An 18,674-nucleotide genomic window follows, 5' to 3' on the forward strand; every position below is an offset into this window, starting at 1 on the left:
GTGGTTAGATTATTTTACGTTAGCTTCCAGGTAGCTCACAGCCTGACCTACAGTTCCGATTTGTTCGGCTTGGTCGTCTGGAATAGAAATGTTGAATTCCTTTTCAAATTCCATGATGAGCTCTACCGTATCAAGGGAATCTGCGCCAAGATCATTTGTGAAGCTAGCTTCAGGAGTAACTTCAGATTCTTCAACGCCTAACTTATCAACGATAATGGCTTTTACTTTTTGTGCAATTTCAGACATTTTGTGATCAGTTTAAGTTTAAACACTCCGCAAAGAAATGTATTTAAAATCTTAATGTCAAAAAAAAACCTCAACTAAATTTAAGATATTCCCGTGAATCATTGAAGTTGAGAGAATATTTTTAATTTTGCTTTTTTAAATCGCCTTCCTTCATGAGGAAAACAAAACTCCAGGTAGAACATCAGTATGATTTTGATCTTTTAGGTCTTGTAGCCCCATTAAGGGATTACAAGATGGCCTGGGTGGTTAATAATTTATTGGGGATTAGGCTTATCAAGTGTGAGGATTTTGAATTGGAGTTTATTAATCAACCCGATTTGGTCATTTCCCAGTTTATTTTGGAAAAAGAACATGGTTTTATTCAACTTTTAAAGAACCGTTCCTTTTCAGATTCGGGACAAACGCTGTATCTTGTGCCGGAATTGAAAATCATGGACTATTTCCTCCTATTACAGGACTATACTCAAGAACTGAATCTGAATTTATATATGGAACAACTTTCCAAAAATAAATTTGTCCAAAATGTGGTCAAACTTGATATATCAAAATTAAAATCGAAAGAAAACCTATTAACCTATTAATTAAATCTAAACATGAAAGTACCTATCTTTAATAAAACAAAGATTTTGGCTACTGTCGGCCCAGCTTGCAACAATGAAAAAACACTTACTGACTTGGTGTATGCTGGAGCAGATGTATTCCGATTAAACTTTTCCCATGGAAACCATGAGGGACATGCTGAAGTAATCCGCTTGATCCGAAAGATCAACAAAGACAACACCTTAAATGTTGGGATCCTTCAAGACCTTCAGGGACCAAAAATCCGTGTGGGTGAAGTGGAAAATAATGGAGTCGAAATTAAAGATGGTGAGCCAATTACCATTACCACTGATCCTGTCGTGGGCACTTCAGAACTTATTAGTACAGTCTACCAAAGCCTTCCTCAGGATGTAAATGAAGGGGATAAGATTTTGATTGATGATGGTAATCTGGAGCTTGTTGTTATCAGTACAGACAACAATAGCGTGAAATGTACGGTAATCCATGGTGGAATTCTTAAATCCCGAAAAGGAATCAATCTTCCCAATACGAAAGTAAGTGCTCCTTCTTTGACTGAAAAGGACAAAGAAGACTTGGCCTTTGGTCTTGAAAATGAAGTGGATTGGATTGCTTTGTCCTTTGTCAGGTCTGCCGAAGATATCTTGGAGCTAAGAAGAAGAATAGATGAAAAGGGAAAGGGTTGTAAAATTGTTGCCAAAATTGAAAAACCTGAAGCCCTTGAAAATATTGATGCAATCATCGAAGCAACTGATGCATTGATGGTAGCAAGAGGTGACCTTGGGGTGGAAGTGCCAATGGAAAAAGTTCCTTTGTGGCAAAAGACTATCGTTGAAAAATGTAAATTGGCTTGTAAACCTGTGATTATCGCTACCCAAATGATGGAAAGCATGATCCAAAATCCAAGGCCTACCAGAGCTGAAACCAATGATGTGGCCAATGCCGTGTTAGACGGTGCGGATGCAGTAATGCTATCTGCCGAAACTGCTTCCGGTAAATTCCCTGTGCATGCTGTAAAAGCCATGAACAGCGTGATTGATCATATTGAGAAAAATGCGGACATCTATCACAACCTTTATAAGATCCCTGAAGATGACAACGCATTCTTGAGCAATAATCTATTATTGATGGCTTCCAGGCTTTCAAGAAACGTTAAAGCAAAAGCTATAGTAGGGATAACCGTTTCAGGTTTTACCGCCTTCCGTATTGCCTCTCACAGGCCATTAGCAGAAACCTTTATTTTTACCCGTAACAAAACTTTGATTACCCAATTGAGTTTGGTATGGGGAGTAAGGGCATATTTCTATGATAAGCAAACTTCGACTGATGGGACCTTCCAGGATATTCAGAATCAGCTGAAAGATGAGGGACATGTAAATGAAGGCGATATTATCATTAATACGGCAAGTATGCCGCTAAAAGCTAAAGGAAAAACCAATATGCTTAAAATCCACGTTGTGGACTAAAGCCGTAAGTATTATAAATACCTGTTCGCTTATGGTATATGGTTTCCGGGGTATACCGGTACTATATACTATAAGCAAATACAGGATTTTTTATTCTGGCCCTTTTGGAGGAACCATTACTACCTTTTCTTTATCTACCATCACTGCCCCGGCAGGAGATCCCTTAACTTTCCTTACATATTTACAAGGGGTATAAATAACAGGCGCCAAAGTTTCATTTTTGTTTTTAGAATAATAAGCAGCCATTTCTGCTGCTCTTTCAATTGTTGTTTTGGGGAAAGTTAATCCAGATTTATACTTGATAATTACATGGGAACCGGAAACATCCTTGGCATGAAGCCATAAATCATCCTTCCAGCTGTAATACCGGAGCATTTCATCATTGGCTTTGGCAGATTTCCCCACCAGGATTTCAAATCCATCAAATTCAAACCTTTTGAATGGAATCCGTTCCTCTTTTTCTTTGTGTTTGGGACCTAGACCATTTGTCTTGGCAAATTGCCTTAATGTTTTAAAATCTTTTATCTCATTCAATTCCTCTAATAATTCTTCCAGCTCCAGGAAATGGGTTTCCTTTTCGGAAATGTTATTTAGAAGTTGTTGTTCTTCAATTTTCCTGTTTTTGGATTTTCGGTAAAGATTTTCCGCCTGTTTTTGAGGAGAAACCCCATCTTTAAGTTTGATGACAATTTCTTTGTTTTCATAAAAATCAAATAGGGTGACCTTTTCCGCTCTTTTTGGAATTTGATGGAGATTGGCCATAATGATATCCGCTATTTGGTTTAGCGGTTTACCCTTTTGAAGAGATAAAAGCTTTTGGGTCGTTTTTTTTAAGTAAGCATGGGTTTTCTTTTTTTGTTCCTCCAATTGCTTTTGAATTTGGTGCTTTTCCTGGTCAAAAGCATGATGGACAATCGCAAATTTAAAGTATTCATTGCAGGCTTCGATGGGATTCTCTGTTGTGAAAATGGGATTTTCTTCCGGTAATAGGCTGAGGTAATACTGACCCTTTTCCCGGCAAATAGAGAAAAGAGGACTGCTGAGCATATCCAACATTTCTTGCATCAAAGTCCATTTGTTTTCCAGGTCAGCCGCTATATACCCTTTGTCCTTTAACCATGTTCTGGGGATTTTTCCTAGGGTAGGCAAAAACTTCGAGGCATTCCCTTCCAACTCCACAAATCTTTCTTTTGTAATAGACAAATCCTTAAAAAGGGAAGAAAGGGTCAATGAATGATCATCTTGGAGCTCTCCTCTGAAAAGGCCGGAAGGAAAGGCCTCTTTTTGAGGAAACAACAGTATATTACTTCTGTTTCCATGGAGTTTGAAAAGGAATAATGCACCAGATTCAAATTGCAGTGTAAATGCTCTTTCAAAAGGCAAAACTTCAAAGGACTGGACTACTTCTCCCTTTGCTTCGGGAAATAAATCCACACTGTTCTTTTTACTTCGGGCATATTCCTCCGGAAAACTAATGCAGGGATTGGAAGGGGATAAGTTGGCCCTGATATACTGGCTTTTTCCCTCCCTGGCAAAACCCATGATTAGTTCATCTTTATTTTGGGAAAAACATTCCAATAGTTGAAATCCAACCAGCTCCCGTTGGAGGGCAGGGCAAAGGAATTTGAAGAAATGATAATTTAAATGCATTAATCCAGGGTAATCTTTAAGCCATCATAGGCTAGGTACACTTGATCAGGCAAAAGTTGCTCGATGTCATGGTGGGTGCCCAATTTATGGCTTATATGGGTGAAATAGGCTTTTTCCGGTTTGATCAGGTGGACGATTTCCAGTGCTTCCTCCAATGTCAAATGGGATAAATGTTCTTTGATTTGAAGGGTGTTTAGTACCAATATTTTGCTGCCTTTTATTTTATTTAATTCTTCGGAGGAAATCGATTTGGCATCTGTGATATAGGTGAAATCCTGGATGCGGTAACCAAAGACCGGTAGTTTATAATGTAAGACTTCGATGGGTTGGAAGTTTACCCCATGGACCTCAAAAGGCTTGTTTTTTATTTCATGGGTAATTACCCTGGGGACTCCTGGGTATTTTTTTGCTGCAAAAATGTAAGAGAATTCCTTTTCTATCTGGTTGAGGACAGGGCGTGTCCCATAGACGGGCATATCTTTCATTTGCATAAAATTAAATGGCCGGATGTCATCCAGTCCGGCAGTATGGTCTTTATGCTCATGGGTATAAATGACAGCATCCAGGCGCTCTACGTTTTCACGGAGCATTTGCTGCCTGAAGTCAGGGCCAGTGTCGATCACAAAATGTTTGCCATCAATTTCTATAAGGATGGAGCTTCTTAAACGTTTGTCCCGGTAGTCCAGGGAAGAACATACTTCACAATTACAGCCAATAACGGGAACTCCTTGGGAAGTTCCTGTTCCTAAAAAGGTGATTTTCAAAGCTTCAATTCGGTTTGTTGGAGTTCGGTATAGAAATCCTGATTTTTTTTATTGCTAAACTCCTTTGGGTTGAAATTTAACTCTTTGAGGATATCAATGAGGGTGTTGATTTTTCCTTCCAGGGTGTAATATTTATTTATAATAACGACTTTGGTGTCTTTTAGAATACAATACCCTGACTTAAAATTACCCTTTTCATACCTCAACATATAATCAGATTCTGCAAATAAGCTTTCTATCTTGTCCAGGTAATTTTTGGTGTATTTTACGGCCATTGCAGGAATTTATGATTGGGGCATGTGTTTTTTTACCGTGCTTAGCAAGAGATCATAATCTAATGGCTTTTGAAGATAATCATCAAGCCCAGCCTGTTTAAATTCATCCATGGTGAAATTCTGGTAATTTCCTGTGATTGCGACAATAGGGATTTTTGCCTTTTCGCTGTCCTTGAGGGCCCGGATGGCTTTGGTGCATTCGATCCCATTCATTACTGGCATATTGATATCCATCAGGATAAGGTCAAAATCTTCCTTTTGGAGTTTATCCAATACTTGTTTGCCATTTTTAACAGCTGTAATCTGAAAGTTTTCAAACATCAAAACGTTTTTGGTCAAATTGATGATGACAGAACTATCTTCGGCAACCAGTACTTTTTTCGTATCACTCATGATTTATTCAAATGATTGTATTATTAAGGAAATCCCTGAAAGTATTTATTTGCTTTTGCAATGTTATATAATCCTCTAAAATTTCTTCAAACTTTGCTGCTTTTATTTTGGATTCGAAGTGGGAAGCATGGAAAAATAAACGCATTGCTCCCAGTGTACCTGCATTTCCCTTTAATATATGAAGTTTTTGGCCAATATCAAGAAACTGTTTTCTTTCGATCAGCAATTTGATCTCATCAGTTAAGTCTTGAGCTTCTTTTATAAAATCTTCATATACGGTGGAAATGTTTTCTCTGGAATTATATTTTTTTAACTGGTTGAGGACTTTTTCGTCCAAAATAAAATTTTCATCAAGTTCTTCAGGTTGGTTCTGAATGTTTTCGTGATTGCGGAATTGGTGATAAATACAGTTAAGGAGTTCTTTAGGTTTGACCGGCTTGGGGATAAAATCATCAAAGCCTGTGGCCAAGAAGTATTCCCTGTCATTTTGGTGGGAATAAGCAGAAACTGCAATAATGGGGGAGTCGGTTAACTTTTCCTCCTTAATTACCTTGAGGGCAGTGATTCCGTCCATTTCTGGCATTTGGATATCCATAAGGATAAGGTCAAATGAGCTTTTTTTTATTTTATTGATTGCCTCCTTTCCATTTTCTGCTGAATCAAACTGGTAATTGTGGCGGATGATATTTTCAAAAACTTTCCTGTTGAGGTCGTTGTCATCCACAATTAATACCTTTTTGTTTATCATGGCCTAATAATTCCTATTTTTGGGCTTTGCCGAATAGTTTTGACAGAATACCTTTTACTTTGGTACAAAAAAATAAATATTTACTGGTTATTGCTGGCCCAACAGCGGTGGGAAAAACAGCTTTATGCATAAATCTAGCGAAAAAATTTAATACTGTAATTATTTCATCTGACAGTAGGCAGTTTTTTAGAGAAATGGAACTGGGGACAGCTAAACCCTCCCAGGAGGAATTGGGACTTGTCCCTCATTATTTTATTAACCAACTGTCAATTCATGATCATTATGATGTACGGGATTTTGAAAAGGAGGCCCTCCATCTTTTGGACCAACTTTTTCAGGAACATGATTTAATCATTATGACCGGTGGTTCCGGCTTATATTTTGATGCGGTTTGTGAAGGTTTTGATGATATTCCGTCAATTGACCCAGAAATCAGGAAATATCTTAATCAGCTGTATGAGGAAATGGGGATTGAGGCTATCCAAAAGAAATTGTCACAATTGGATCCGGATTATTATGCTCAAGTGGACAAAAACAACCCTCAGCGGCTGATTCGTGGTTGTGAGGTGACCATGGGAACTGGTAAGCCTTTTAGTATTTATAGAAAAAAGAAAAAGGCAAATAGGCCATTTAAGATAATAAAAGTTGGTTTGGAAAGGGACAGAGCTGAATTGTATGAGCGGATCAATTGGAGGATGGAGGAAATGATCAAAGCGGGCCTTTTTGAGGAAGCTGAAAGATTGTTTCCCTTTAAACACCTAAATGCCCTTCAAACAGTGGGGTATTCAGAGATTTTTGGATACTTGGAAGGTAATTATGACAGGGAAGAGGCTATTAGACTTTTGAAAAGGAATTCCCGGAGATATGCAAAAAGGCAAATGACCTGGTTTAGAAGGGATGAAAATATGCACTGGTTCCATCCACAGCAAATCGACCAGATAGCCTCTTTTGTTGAAGATCAAATGGAAGTATGACCCATGATTTTGGCGATTAGATTATAGGGCTTTTCTTTTATTAATTCCTGGTACCGGTGGCGTAAAATTTTGGCAGTTCCCAGTTGCTTTTTGATGGAGGAAGATGGGGCCGCAGAAGCAGATTCTTCCAATTCATTCAAGTTTCTACTGGAAAGCCCCGAAGGAGGGAGTGGCTTATGAAGCAATTCTGCTAATTGCTTATAAGCCAATAAAAATTGCTCCTTTTTATTCTTGATGCTGATATGGACCACCATCACAAAGAGCAACACAAATCCTCCAAGGGTGAGAAATATTGGAACAAATCCCATTTTCAATTAAATACTTAGGATTTCAATTAGTTTAAGAGTGTCCTCGTTTAGGGGTTTGTTTTTGGAGATGCAATCCTCAAACTTGGTGTAAACAATCTCGTCGTGGATAATTCCAGCCATGCAGTTGGCTTCACCAGACAATAAACCATCCACTGCAGCCATTCCACATCTACTGGCCAACATTCTATCTTTTCCTGTTGGACTTCCTCCTCTTTGAATATGGCCTAAGGTGGTTACTTTGAAATCCTTGGTGTCATCTTTAATGGTATTCTTAACCTTTTCCATGATTTCAGCGGCACTTCCTTCTTCATCCCCTTCTGCTACAACTACCACACTTGAGGTTTTGCTTTTTCTCAAACCTTTCAGTTTTTCTACCACTTCATTCAAGGTGGTTTTGGTCTCAGGCACCATGACCATTTCAGCACCACCCCCAATGCCACATTCTACCGCAATGTATCCACTGTCTCTTCCCATTACCTCGATAAAGAAGATTCTGTCATGGGCTGCTGCAGTGTCCCGGATTTTATCAATAGCTTCCAAAGCTGTATTGATAGCTGTATCAAAACCGATCGTATAATCAGTTCCGTAAATATCATTATCAATAGTACCCGGGCAACCGATGGTAGGAATACCGAATTCCTCAAAGAAAATTTTGGCTCCGGTAAAAGTACCGTCACCTCCTATGGCTACCAGGCCTTCAATGCCGTGCTTTTTTATTTGTTCATAGGCTTTTTGTCTGCCCTCCTTGGTCCGGAATTCATTACTTCTGGCAGATTTTAAAATGGTTCCGCCCCGCTGTACAATGTTACTAACGGAATGGGATTCCATTTTATGAATTTCTCCTTTGATCATGCCATCATAACCGTACATAATACCATATACCTCAAGTCCATGGTAAATACCTGTTCTGACAACTGCCCTAAGACAAGCGTTCATTCCTGGAGCATCTCCTCCTGAAGTTAGTACTGCAATTTTTTTCATTAGTTCAATAGGTTTTTTCGCGGGCTAAAAATAGTGATTAATGAATGGAAAATTAATTTTTACAGAAAATCATTTTAAACACCCTGTTTTTCTTTCAAATTCGATTGAATATATTCCAACGGCGTTTTTTGTTCTTTGTTTTGCTTTTTTTCCAATTTTTCAGTAACAAAACTAACCAAAAATAAAATTTAAATATGTTTTATGGGTGTAAAATCATTTGCGTTTTTTAATTTCCTTTATATTTTTAGTAAATATATTATGTTTATGAATTGTTTTGCTGTTTTTTGGTAAAAATGATAGCGAATTTTGTTAGTTGTATTTTCAATGTGTATTTGTTTGGAATTAATTATTATTTAACAATTTGATTTGTGTTCGATATGAAAAAAAGTTTACTGTTTAGTATTATTGGGATTTTCCTTTATACCAAATTATTTTCTTTCCCAGATTTTCAGGAACCAGGGCTTCCTCCCGCAATTACCCTTTCAACAAAGATTTCCACCTTTGAAGTAGGAAAGGGACCTGTAAGTATTGACTCAGAAATAGTGGTAACTGATGAGGATTCGGAAGTGGCTTCAAGAGCTAAAATAAGGTTGACCAACAGGCCAGATGGTGGAAATGAATTTATCAATATTAGTCCGGAAATCATCAATTTAGCTGATGAGAATGGGTTGGACCTTACTTATAGTTTTACAACCGGGCAAATTGAGATTATTGGCGAAGCAGGATTTGACCTTTACCAACAGATTTTTAGACAATTTAAGTACAATAATCTTTCGGATTTTCCAGATAATTCTGACCGATTGGTTGATTTTACAATTTATGATTTGGAAGGAACTGAAAGCGTAACCAAATCCAAAATTGTAAAAGTTAAAAATGTTACTGCGGTCATTTTAAATATTGAGGTTCCAGAGGAAGGGTCCTTTAAAACAGGGGATCAGATTGAAATTTCTCTAGAGTTTAATCAGCCGGTTTTTGTGGAAAATGGTATTCCTCAATTACTGTTTAATTTGGATGGAGATGAAGCATTGTTTGATTATAAGTCAGGTTCTGGAAGCAATCAGTTAGTTTTTCAATATACCGTAAATGAAGGTGATTTTTATATTGGAGCTGAGGTAGAGGTTCCTGAATTTATATTAGGAGAAAGCACAATTAGAGATGCTAATGAAGAGAATGCGGACTTATCCATTAATTCCTTCCCATCCCTGGAAGGAATACTTTTGGACGGGATTAATCCCTATGTGGCTCAAATTGACCTTCCTGAAATGAGAGAATATGGTTTATGTGAAGGGGATTCTTTGGTTTTTGGGTTGAAAATGAATGAGGAAGTTTCAATTACCGGGGAAAGTTTGGTGTTGCAAATTGCTTTTGAATCTGGAGTTGTTGAGGCTTTATATAATCCAGAAAAAAGTAATAATGAAGTTTTGGTTTTTCAATATAAAGTTCAACCAGGAGATCGGGATTTAGATGGTCCGGTGATCAATTCCTTGGTTTTGAATGGGACCATTATTCAGGATGGGGTTGGAAATGCCTTTGTTGATAGTGCCTTTTCCAATTCGGAAATCCCAACAACTGCAGGTATTCTGATTGATACTGAAGCCCCCCCAGCTCCAACCTTGGGAGGAGTAAATCCTGATACAGGGAGTCTGGATAATGATGGACTTTCCAATACCAATGAAATAACCTTGGTAGGGGAGTCAAACCCTAAATCAATGATTAAGGTGTTTGTTGATGGCGACCAGGTAGGGACCGTTGAAGCGGATGAAAATGGTCAATGGGAGATGGATTTAAGCAGCCTTGAGTTGGAGGAAGGCAAGTATTCATTAACCGCCACTGCAACGGACAAAAATTGTAATGAAAGTGAGCAAAGTGCTCCCTTTAATTTAGAATTGGACTTGACAGCACCAGAAGTAATCACCCAGAATATTACTCTAGACCTTTCACCAGAAGGGACAGTAAGTTTGATGTCCTCTCAAATCAATAATGGAACCTCCGACAATGTAAGCGAACCTGAAGCATTGACTTATTCCATCAACAAGGAAAGTTTTAATTGTGAGGACAAAGGGGATCAGGAAGTGGAGTTGAAAGCAGTAGATGAAGCGGGGAATGAAGGGACCAATACAGCGGTGGTAACCGTACAAAACACTAATGCCCCTACATTTGGAGTCCAAAATGTTACCATAGCCTTGAATGAAGAAGGTGCTGCTGAATTAAGTCCTAAAGCCGTTTACAATGAGGTTTCTAGTGTTTGTTACTCTTTAGAACAGTTGGAGTTTGAATTGGACCGGTCTAGTTTTGGATGTAATGATTTAGGGGATAACTCATTAACGTTGACAGTAACGGATCCTGATGGAAATTCCACATCGCATGATTTTGTATTAACTGTTGAAGATAATATTGCTCCTGGTATAAGCGGAACCCCTGAGGAGATGGAGGTTTTCGGTGGAATATCTGGAGAATATGAAGTGCCTGATTTCTTGGCTGACATGGAAGCAACTGACAACTGTTCGGTACAAGAATTCAAACAAACTCCTGAACCAGGAACACTACTTTCAGGATATAATGAACCCCATACAATTTCCTTTATTGCTACCGATGCCTCCGGAAATGAGGTTGAAAGTTCCACCACTGTAGTGATCAAAAGTAATGTGGTTGCAGAGGTGACTGACCCAGAACTGATTTCAGTTGATTGGGGGACTCCTTGGGAGGATTTGGACCTACCTGAAGAAATGGAAATATCTTTAACATCTGGTGAACCTATGACGGTTCAAGTTCTATGGGAACCTCAGGAATTTGAGCCTAAGGACCCGGGTGCATATCAAAATACAGGAACTTTGGAATTACCAGAGGGCTATTTAAATCCCGAAAATATTGGGCCAACAATTTCAATTTTAGTGGGAGATAAATTACCACCAGAATATATTTCATTAAGCAATTACTTCATTTCAGTAGAATCCGAGGTAAATGATTTGGTTGGAGAATTTACTACTCAGGATCCAATGGATGATGAGCATACTTATATGTTCCATGGGGAAGGTGAGGATAATCAGTATTTTAAAATTTCCGGGGATAACCTTTACTGGAACACTTCCGAGATTCTACCCAATAAGGAGGAATTTAATATTAAGGTTACTAGTACAGATGTGGAAGGAAACTCGGTAACGGCTGTATTTGTCATCCACCGTACCAAACCTGGTTTGGAGGAGATGGAAATTCCAAATGTTTTCAGTCCCAATAATGACGGTATCAATGATGAATGGGGAGTGAAAACCCTGAATCATTATTCCGGAGTTAAAATTATGGTTTTTGAGAAAAGTGGACGCCTTCTGTTTTCTTCAACAGACCCAATGGTTCGTTGGGATGGTAAATTTAATGGAAGGGATGTACCTGAAGGGAGCTACTTTTATGCAATTGAAATTGCAGAATCGGGAGAAAGAAGACGTGGAGTGTTGACTTTATTACGTAATTAATTTGTTTGGCTTAAATTCCTAAAAAGATGAATAAATATATTCCTATTTTTCTATTGGCATTTTTGATGTCTTCATTGCCTGTTTTTGGGCAAAGTAGAAAATACATAACCCAGTTTAGTTTTTTTCCAAGTTACTTTAATCCCAGTCTTGTTGGGTACGGGGGTAGCTCGGTCAATGGAATCATTAGAAACCAATGGGGTGGTTTTGATGGTGCTCCCAAAACAATGTTCCTAAATGGAGAAATTGATTTTGATGAATTACCTGGAAGTGGATTTCCCGATAATTTGGGACGAAATTCCATTGGACTCAATATTATGCATGATCAACAAGGCCCTTTCAATGAAACCGGGGTATTGCTTAATTATGGGAACCGCTTACCCATTTCAAATAAGCACCATGTCAGAATGGGGATGGGACTTAATTTTACCTCTTTGAATATGGATGGAAGTTCCCTAACCCCTGAACAATCGGATGATCCCACACTTAATAAATATTTGGGAGGCTTTGCAGAGATGACAATTTTTGATTTCAATATCGGAATGGCCTTGACCCACAAGAAATATTATTTTGCCTATTCCATGCAAAATGTTAGCAAAGGCAAAATTTCAAGTGGGGATCCAATGATTTCAGAAAGACCTAGTATTTCAAATTTTCAAGCAGGTTACCGTAGATCAATAAGTGAAAAATGGGGCTTGATTGGGAATGCCCTTTACCGGACCCAAGTGGGCGTGCCTAATGACTTTGAGTTTAATTTGAAGGCTTTATTGATGGACCAGTTTTGGGTTGGGGCTGGGCATAGGTGGAATAATTCTACCCATCTCCTGGCTGGTGTATCCAAGGATAGATTCAGGGTTGGATATGTATTTGAAATAGCAACTACTAGTGGTGCCAGAATGAGGGGAAGTACTCATGAGTTTATGGCATCTGTCCAATTGTTTGAGGATTATGAAAAAGGCATTTTTGGAATCTGGTAATTAAATACGATTAACTTTTTTAATGAAGCCTGATTTGACTTAAAAATTTAACTTGGCCTTAGGAGGCATGCACTGAAAAAAATAAAAAATATATATTTGTGCATTAAAAGAATACTTATATTCAACAAGCCTTTTTTTTCCTAAGGCCAAGTTATTTCTTATATCACAATTCTGGATTTCGGTTTAAATCACCCCAAAATTAAATCCATGATTGCATAATCGGATAAAATAAATATGAAATTTTTAGTTACTGGAGCAGCAGGCTTTATTGGATATAGTTTGATAAAGCAACTTCTGGAAAAAGGGGAATCCGTAGTGGGGATAGACAGCATCAATAATTATTATGATGTGCAGTTAAAATATTCCAGGCTTTCCGGATTGGGAATTTGCCAATCCCAAATTAAGCCTTATCAAGAAATAAAGTCGGAAAAATTCAAAGACTTTAAATTCATCCAAATAAAACTGGAGGACGAAGAAAGGCTCAAGGAGTTATTTAAAAAGGAAAAGTTTGAGGTGGTTTTACACATGGCAGCTCAGGCCGGTGTAAGGTATTCCATTACCAATCCCAAAGCCTACATTGATGCCAATATAAGTGGCTTTTTAAATGTTTTGGAGGCATGTAGGCATCATCCCGTGAAGCATTTGGTTTATGCTTCATCAAGTTCGGTCTACGGCGCTAATACCAAGATGCCTTTTTCAACTCAGGACAATGTGGACCATCCGGTAAGTTTATATGCCGCTTCAAAAAAAGCTAATGAATTGATGGCCCATACCTATAGCTACCTTTATGGAATTCCTTCTACGGGCTTACGTTTTTTTACCGTATATGGCCCTTGGGGAAGACCTGATATGGCCCTTTTTCTTTTTACCGATGCAATATTAAAAGGAAAACCTATCAAGGTTTTTAATTATGGCAAAATGAAAAGGGACTTTACCTATATTGATGATATTGTAAATGGTGTTTTGAAAGTTGCGCACTTACCCCCCAAAGGGATAAAAGAACAAAAAATAGGAAAGGAATTAGCGACTTCTTCCAATGCTCCGTATAAAGTATACAATATTGGGAATTCCCAATCTGTTTTATTAATGGATTTTATCAAAGCTATTGAGAAAGCAACCGGGAAAGAAGCGGAATTGGATATGCTCCCTATGCAACCAGGGGATGTGGCCGCTTCTCATGCCGATGTTGAGGACCTTTTCGAAGATGTCGGTTACAGGCCAAATACTCCGATTCAACAAGGGATAAATGCTTTTGTGGAATGGTTTAGGGAATATTATAAAATTTAGTTGGAATTCATTTTGCTTAGGTGAAACCTCCGTGTCGCCAAAAGTCTAAAATAAATCATGAAAAAAACAATTTTGATAACCGGTGGCGCCGGTTTTATTGGAAGCCATGTGGTTCAATTATTTGTAAAAAAATATCCTTATTACAATATTGTAAACCTGGATTGCCTGACCTATGCAGGTAATTTGGAAAACCTCCAATTGGTAGAAAATGAACCCAATTACTATTTCTCTAAGGTCAATTTACTTGATGAGGAAGGATTGAAAAAGGTGTTCCATGATTTTTCTATTACGGATGTAATTCATTTGGCGGCAGAATCGCATGTGGATCGGTCCATTTCAGATCCTTTGGCCTTTGTGAAGACCAATGTATTAGGCACAGTAAATCTTCTCAATGCAGCAAAAACATATTGGAAGGAGCTGGACAGCCATTTGTTTTACCATGTTTCTACAGATGAGGTCTATGGATCTTTGGGGAAAGATGGGTACTTTATGGAAACCACCGCTTATGACCCCAAATCTCCATATTCAGCTTCCAAAGCCTCATCAGATCATTTTGTAAGGGCTTACGCCAATACTTTTAAAATAAATACCGTAATAAGCAACTGCTCCAATAATTACGGGCCCAATCAATTCCCTGAGAAGTTAATTCCCCTTTGTATCAACAACATTCAACATGAGAGAGCCTTACCCATCTATGGGAAAGGAGAAAATGTCAGGGATTGGCTATATGTGGAGGATCATGCTCAGGCTATAGATTTAATATTTCACAAAGGGAAAAGAGGAGAGACCTATAATATTGGTGGCTGGAATGAGTGGAAGAATATTGATATTGTAAAACTCATTTGTAATATAATGGACAAAAAGCTTGGTAAGGAGCCGGGAAGTTCTGCTCAGTTGATAAAATTTGTTAAAGACCGGGCTGGCCACGACCTGAGGTATGCAATTGATGCTACCAAACTTCAAGAGGAATTGGGCTGGAGGCCATCTTTGCAGTTTGAAGAGGGAATTGAAAAAACCATTGACTGGTACCTGAAAAATCAGCAATGGTTGGAAAATGTAACCTCCGGCAATTATAAGGAATATTATGCTGCCCATTATCAATCCCCAGAATAAATTTGGGGGGATTAAAGGGGAGAAAAGATCTCAGTAATTGATATTTTGCCATTCAAATACTCTTTTTTACTTTTCCTCAAAGGGGTTGTTGGAAGGTTTAAATTTGAGCTCCTCAAATAAATTTAAGTCCATTTCCAAAACTTATTTATTTAAGTATATTTGAGTAAGATAATTACCAACCTTTAAAGGATGAAGCGAAGTTTTTGGGGCTTGATACTGCCAATATTATTGGTGTCTTGTATTAGCAATAAGCGAATCAATTATTTACAAAACCTCCCAGGAAATGACCCTATAGAGTTAAATGAGTTTGTTCCCTATGCCGAGGTGGATTATGAGTATGTCCTACAACCATTTGATATTATAGACATCGATTTTGCTTCTTCGAATGAAGAGTTGACCAAGGTTTTTGAATATCAGGGTTCTAGAAGTGCCAGAGGGGGAGGAGGCGGAGGATCCGGATCAGGGGATATGTTTTATTTTACAGGATATTCCATTGATAAGGATGGGATGGTTAGGATTCCAAAATTGGGATTGATAAAAGTTGCAGGGTTGACTGAGGAGGATGCTAGGATAAAGGTTGAAAGGAAAATTAATGAGTATTTTAAAGAAAAAGTTTTTGTCCGCCTTAGGACCGGAGGGATAAGGTTTACAACCTTGGGAGAGTTTGGAAGCTCCGGAACAAAAGTAATCTTAAAAAACAGGGCAACAATTTTTGATGCTTTGGCCATGTCTGGGGAAAGTAATATCCTGGCCAAGAAGAATGAATTGTATTTGATTCGTCAATATGACGGAGGGGTGAAAATACACCAGATCAATTTAAATGACCGGGCTTTATTGGCATCCCCTTACTTTTTTATTCAGCCCAACGATATCCTTTATTTGAAACCAATGAAAATAAGGCAGGTAGGTAATGCTAATAATGTTTCATCCTCTCTGCAATTAGGATTGGGATTTATTGGCTCTATATTATTTCTTTTGGCTTTAATCCAAAATTAGGCAGGTATGATTGATCAAAAAGATATTTCGAAATTTGAGGAGGAGGTTAAGCCAATTGACATCAAGTATTACCTGATCAAGTATTCCCGTTATTGGCCGTTTTATTTGATTTGTATTTTGATTGGGTTAACGGCAGTTTTCCTTTTCCACCGATACTCAGTAGAGCGATATGAAGTAAGGGGAAGTATACTAATAAAAAGAAATGCTTCTCCTGAAGTTCGGATTCTTGACCGTTCCAATATTTTCTCCGGGATGAATAATCTGGAAAATGATATTTTACTTTTTACATCCAAAAACCTGGCCTCTGAAGCTTTGGATAAATTGCATTTCGATGTCAGTTATTTTGCGTCCACTAATATCAAAGAGGTGGAGTTATATGATAAATCACCCATTAAGGTTAATGTGGATTGGGACCATATCCAATCTGAAAATGGTTTGATCCAATTAATCTTAATCTCTGAGGATGAATTTGTACTAACCAAGGAGGAAAAATCCCTGTTTGACTATTTTTCTGCCAAAGCAAGCCGTCCCGTTGATCAGTCAATAATAAATAAAACTTACCGGTTTGGGGAAGTAATACAATCCCAGCAATCAAAATTTTCCATAGAGAAAGTGAAAAACATGAAGCCTGGGGATAAATTATCTTTTATGATCCACAACCCCACTTCCCTCGTTGACAGGTATTCCAATGCCATTTCGGTGAGGCCCCAAAATAATTATGGGTCGGTTCTGCAGGTTAGTATGACTACTTCGGTGGTTGAAAAAGGAAGGGATTATGTCAACGCCTTGATGGATTCCTATATCGCATATGATCTGAAGGAAAAGAACCAAATGTCTGAAAATACCTTGAAGTTTATTGAGGATCAGATGTATATAGTGGAGGATTCCTTAAGGGCTGTTGAAAACCGGATGCTTAATTTCAAGGTGTCTAACAAACTTTTAAGTGTGGATTCTGAGTTTGGGGATGTTCTTAGTAAGATCCATTCTTTGGAGAGTCATATTCAGGAATTGGATTTTCAATTAAGTTATTACAAATCCCTGAAAAATTACCTCAGTCAAAAGTCTTCGGATTATGGAGAGATTTTGGCGCCGAGTATGATGGGGATTTCGGATGGCTTATTAAATGGCCTTACTCAAAAATTAATAGAAATTTCTATGGAAAGAAGAAAAATTCTTTCTGTAGTTAAGGAAAACCATCCGGATGTCAAAAAGCTCGAGGAACAAATGGAGAGGTTGAAAGAAAATATTTTTGAAAATATTAAAAACCTAGTCCATAATACAGAAGTAAAGAAAGCAGAAGCCAGGCAGAAGTTAACCCAGTATGATAAGGAGTTTTCCAAGTTGCCTCAGGCAGAATCCAGTTATACCAATATTTACAGAGAGTATAAGTTGAGAGAAAACTTGTACAATTACCTGCTGGAAAAAAGAGCCGAAGCGGGGATCGCTAAAGCCTCCAATGTGTCGGATAATTCAGTAGTAGATTATGCCCGAAGAGGAAGTCTTATCTTTCCAAAAAAATCCCAAAATTATGGGATGGCAGTTGGTTTGGGCTTTTTTATTCCCTTGGGTTTGCTTTTACTTTACCATTATTTGAATAATAGAATAATGGACCAAGTGCAGTTAAAAAATTCGATCCGAATTCCCTTGTTAGGTACAATCGGTTATAGTGATAAAGGGACCAATATGCTTGTAGCAGAATTTCCTAAAGCCATAGTATCAGAGTCATTCCGTTCTCTCAGGTCAGCCTTGTTCTATATAGCTAGTGAAAAGAGGTGTAAAAGAATCTTGGTCACTTCCAGTGTTTCAGGCGAAGGAAAAACCTTTGTAAGTTTAAATTTGGCATCTGCAATGTCCTTAAGCGGAAAAAAGGTATGCATATTGGGAATGGACCTTAGAAAACCGCGAATTGCTCGTTATGTGGGGGTAAGTAATAGAAAAGGGCTTTCTTCTTATTTGGTCAATAAAGCCGAAATAGATGATATTGTCCATGCTACAAAATATGACAATTTATATTTTGTTCCTTCTGGGCCTGTACCACCAAACCCTTCAGAGTTATTGCTGAAGGAAAAAATGGAAACCCTTATCAACGATCTGGAGAATAAGTTTGATGTGGTAATAATGGATACCCCTCCCTTGGCTCTTGTATCTGAGACAATGGATTTATTGAGGTTCTCAGATATTAATCTCTACATTGTAAGACAGGATTATACTCACAAGAAGTATTTATTGATGATCAATGACTTGTATGCCAATGATCAGATCAGGAATTTTTACTGTGTATTTAATGGATTGAAAGCGGGTGGCGATATCTATGATTTTGGGGGATACAATTATGGATATGGGTATAATTATTCCTATATCAGGAAAAATAAATATACTGGAAATTACTATGAAGATGACTTGAAAACCAGTTCCAATGGTTGGTTTAGTAAATTGTTGTCAAAATTCAGGGCTTAAATCTTTTCTGGTTTTAA

At 37.9% G+C, this 18,674-nt stretch carries 17 protein-coding genes; 9 read left to right on the top strand and 8 right to left on the bottom strand.

Going from position 1 to position 18,674, the window contains the following annotated elements:
- Nucleotides 1-9 precede the first annotated feature (9 nt).
- Complete coding sequence (locus QWY93_RS12135; RefSeq protein WP_010855324.1) at nt 10-246, bottom strand: acyl carrier protein; 237 nt, start codon at nt 244-246, stop codon at nt 10-12.
- Between the two features lie 152 nt (nt 247-398).
- On the opposite strand from QWY93_RS12135, the gene QWY93_RS12140 reads away from it, so the two are divergent.
- Both QWY93_RS12140 and pyk read left to right on the top strand, forming a co-directional pair.
- Complete coding sequence (locus QWY93_RS12140; protein ID WP_290248525.1) at nt 399-827, top strand: IPExxxVDY family protein; 429 nt, start codon at nt 399-401, stop codon at nt 825-827.
- 12 nt (nt 828-839) lie between these two features.
- Nucleotides 840-2,270: a pyruvate kinase gene (gene pyk, locus QWY93_RS12145; RefSeq protein ID WP_290248526.1), complete on the top strand. Its 1,431-nt coding sequence runs from the start codon at nt 840-842 to the stop codon at nt 2,268-2,270.
- A gap of 90 nt (nt 2,271-2,360) precedes the next feature.
- Here pyk and QWY93_RS12150 read toward each other — a convergent pair whose 3' ends face one another.
- Genes QWY93_RS12150 through QWY93_RS12170 form a run of 5 tightly spaced genes read right to left on the bottom strand, consistent with a single transcriptional unit; the run spans nt 2,361 to nt 6,100 of the window.
- The gene (locus QWY93_RS12150; RefSeq protein ID WP_290248527.1) at nt 2,361-3,920 is read right to left on the bottom strand and encodes an NFACT RNA binding domain-containing protein; all 1,560 of its coding nucleotides are present in this window, start codon (nt 3,918-3,920) and stop codon (nt 2,361-2,363) included.
- Nucleotides 3,920-4,684: an MBL fold metallo-hydrolase gene (locus tag QWY93_RS12155; protein ID WP_290248528.1), complete on the bottom strand. Its 765-nt coding sequence runs from the start codon at nt 4,682-4,684 to the stop codon at nt 3,920-3,922. The genes QWY93_RS12150 and QWY93_RS12155 overlap by 1 nt, the downstream gene beginning before the upstream one ends.
- The gene (locus QWY93_RS12160) at nt 4,681-4,959 is read right to left on the bottom strand and encodes a hypothetical protein (RefSeq protein WP_290248529.1); all 279 of its coding nucleotides are present in this window, start codon (nt 4,957-4,959) and stop codon (nt 4,681-4,683) included. The genes QWY93_RS12155 and QWY93_RS12160 overlap by 4 nt, the downstream gene beginning before the upstream one ends.
- 9 nt (nt 4,960-4,968) lie before the next feature.
- Complete coding sequence (locus QWY93_RS12165; RefSeq protein ID WP_290248530.1) at nt 4,969-5,352, bottom strand: response regulator; 384 nt, start codon at nt 5,350-5,352, stop codon at nt 4,969-4,971.
- 7 nt (nt 5,353-5,359) lie between these two features.
- Complete coding sequence (locus QWY93_RS12170; RefSeq protein ID WP_290248531.1) at nt 5,360-6,100, bottom strand: response regulator; 741 nt, start codon at nt 6,098-6,100, stop codon at nt 5,360-5,362.
- A 59-nt stretch (nt 6,101-6,159) separates the two neighbouring features.
- Between QWY93_RS12170 and miaA the strand changes: the two genes are divergently transcribed.
- Nucleotides 6,160-7,074 (top strand): tRNA (adenosine(37)-N6)-dimethylallyltransferase MiaA, encoded by a 915-nt coding sequence (gene miaA / locus QWY93_RS12175; protein ID WP_290248532.1) that lies wholly within the window; start codon nt 6,160-6,162, stop codon nt 7,072-7,074.
- On the opposite strand, the gene QWY93_RS12180 is transcribed toward miaA, so the two are convergent.
- Both QWY93_RS12180 and pfkA read right to left on the bottom strand, forming a co-directional pair.
- A complete protein-coding gene (locus QWY93_RS12180; RefSeq protein ID WP_290248533.1) occupies nt 7,059-7,382 on the bottom strand; it encodes a hypothetical protein in 324 nt (107 codons plus the stop codon). The two genes, miaA and QWY93_RS12180, sit on opposite strands and share 16 nt — an antisense overlap.
- A 6-nt stretch (nt 7,383-7,388) precedes the next feature.
- Nucleotides 7,389-8,363: a 6-phosphofructokinase gene (pfkA, locus tag QWY93_RS12185; RefSeq protein ID WP_290248534.1), complete on the bottom strand. Its 975-nt coding sequence runs from the start codon at nt 8,361-8,363 to the stop codon at nt 7,389-7,391.
- Nucleotides 8,364-8,740: 377 nt separating this feature from the next.
- Here pfkA and QWY93_RS12190 point away from each other — a divergent pair, with 377 nt between their 5' ends.
- From QWY93_RS12190 to QWY93_RS12215, 6 genes are all read left to right on the top strand, one after another.
- Nucleotides 8,741-11,830, top strand: a complete 3,090-nt coding sequence (locus tag QWY93_RS12190; RefSeq protein ID WP_290248535.1) for a T9SS type B sorting domain-containing protein — start codon at nt 8,741-8,743, stop codon at nt 11,828-11,830.
- Between the two features lie 26 nt (nt 11,831-11,856).
- The gene (locus QWY93_RS12195; RefSeq protein ID WP_290248536.1) at nt 11,857-12,804 is read left to right on the top strand and encodes a PorP/SprF family type IX secretion system membrane protein; all 948 of its coding nucleotides are present in this window, start codon (nt 11,857-11,859) and stop codon (nt 12,802-12,804) included.
- Between the two features lie 234 nt (nt 12,805-13,038).
- Nucleotides 13,039-14,091 carry an NAD-dependent epimerase gene (locus QWY93_RS12200; protein ID WP_290248537.1) on the top strand — a complete coding sequence of 351 codons (1,053 nt, stop codon included), beginning with the start codon at nt 13,039-13,041 and terminating at the stop codon, nt 14,089-14,091.
- A gap of 57 nt (nt 14,092-14,148) precedes the next feature.
- On the top strand, nt 14,149-15,204 hold the full coding sequence (rfbB, locus tag QWY93_RS12205; protein ID WP_290248538.1) for a dTDP-glucose 4,6-dehydratase: 1,056 nt from the start codon (nt 14,149-14,151) through the stop codon (nt 15,202-15,204).
- A 189-nt stretch (nt 15,205-15,393) separates the two neighbouring features.
- Nucleotides 15,394-16,200, top strand: coding sequence for a polysaccharide biosynthesis/export family protein (locus QWY93_RS12210; RefSeq protein WP_290248540.1), 807 nt, complete (start codon nt 15,394-15,396; stop codon nt 16,198-16,200).
- A 6-nt stretch (nt 16,201-16,206) separates the two neighbouring features.
- Nucleotides 16,207-18,657: a GumC family protein gene (locus QWY93_RS12215; protein WP_290248541.1), complete on the top strand. Its 2,451-nt coding sequence runs from the start codon at nt 16,207-16,209 to the stop codon at nt 18,655-18,657.
- Nucleotides 18,658-18,674 lie beyond the last annotated feature (17 nt).

The organism is Echinicola jeungdonensis (assembly GCF_030409905.1).
Lineage (GTDB): Bacteria > Bacteroidota > Bacteroidia > Cytophagales > Cyclobacteriaceae > Echinicola > Echinicola jeungdonensis.

Bases quoted from the DNA above. Each gene is read 5' to 3' on its own strand.
- QWY93_RS12135 (WP_010855324.1), bottom strand. From the start codon at position 246: ATGTCTGAAATTGCACAAAAAGTAAAAGCCATTATCGTTGATAAGTTA.
- QWY93_RS12140 (WP_290248525.1), top strand. From the start codon at position 399: ATGAGGAAAACAAAACTCCAGGTAGAACATCAGTATGATTTTGATCTT.
- pyk (WP_290248526.1), top strand. From the start codon at position 840: ATGAAAGTACCTATCTTTAATAAAACAAAGATTTTGGCTACTGTCGGC.
- QWY93_RS12150 (WP_290248527.1), bottom strand. From the start codon at position 3,920: ATGCATTTAAATTATCATTTCTTCAAATTCCTTTGCCCTGCCCTCCAA.
- QWY93_RS12160 (WP_290248529.1), bottom strand. From the start codon at position 4,959: ATGGCCGTAAAATACACCAAAAATTACCTGGACAAGATAGAAAGCTTA.
- QWY93_RS12165 (WP_290248530.1), bottom strand. From the start codon at position 5,352: ATGAGTGATACGAAAAAAGTACTGGTTGCCGAAGATAGTTCTGTCATC.
- QWY93_RS12170 (WP_290248531.1), bottom strand. From the start codon at position 6,100: ATGATAAACAAAAAGGTATTAATTGTGGATGACAACGACCTCAACAGG.
- QWY93_RS12180 (WP_290248533.1), bottom strand. From the start codon at position 7,382: ATGGGATTTGTTCCAATATTTCTCACCCTTGGAGGATTTGTGTTGCTC.
- pfkA (WP_290248534.1), bottom strand. From the start codon at position 8,363: ATGAAAAAAATTGCAGTACTAACTTCAGGAGGAGATGCTCCAGGAATG.
- QWY93_RS12190 (WP_290248535.1), top strand. From the start codon at position 8,741: ATGAAAAAAAGTTTACTGTTTAGTATTATTGGGATTTTCCTTTATACC.
- QWY93_RS12195 (WP_290248536.1), top strand. From the start codon at position 11,857: ATGAATAAATATATTCCTATTTTTCTATTGGCATTTTTGATGTCTTCA.
- QWY93_RS12200 (WP_290248537.1), top strand. From the start codon at position 13,039: ATGAAATTTTTAGTTACTGGAGCAGCAGGCTTTATTGGATATAGTTTG.
- rfbB (WP_290248538.1), top strand. From the start codon at position 14,149: ATGAAAAAAACAATTTTGATAACCGGTGGCGCCGGTTTTATTGGAAGC.
- QWY93_RS12210 (WP_290248540.1), top strand. From the start codon at position 15,394: ATGAAGCGAAGTTTTTGGGGCTTGATACTGCCAATATTATTGGTGTCT.
- QWY93_RS12215 (WP_290248541.1), top strand. From the start codon at position 16,207: ATGATTGATCAAAAAGATATTTCGAAATTTGAGGAGGAGGTTAAGCCA.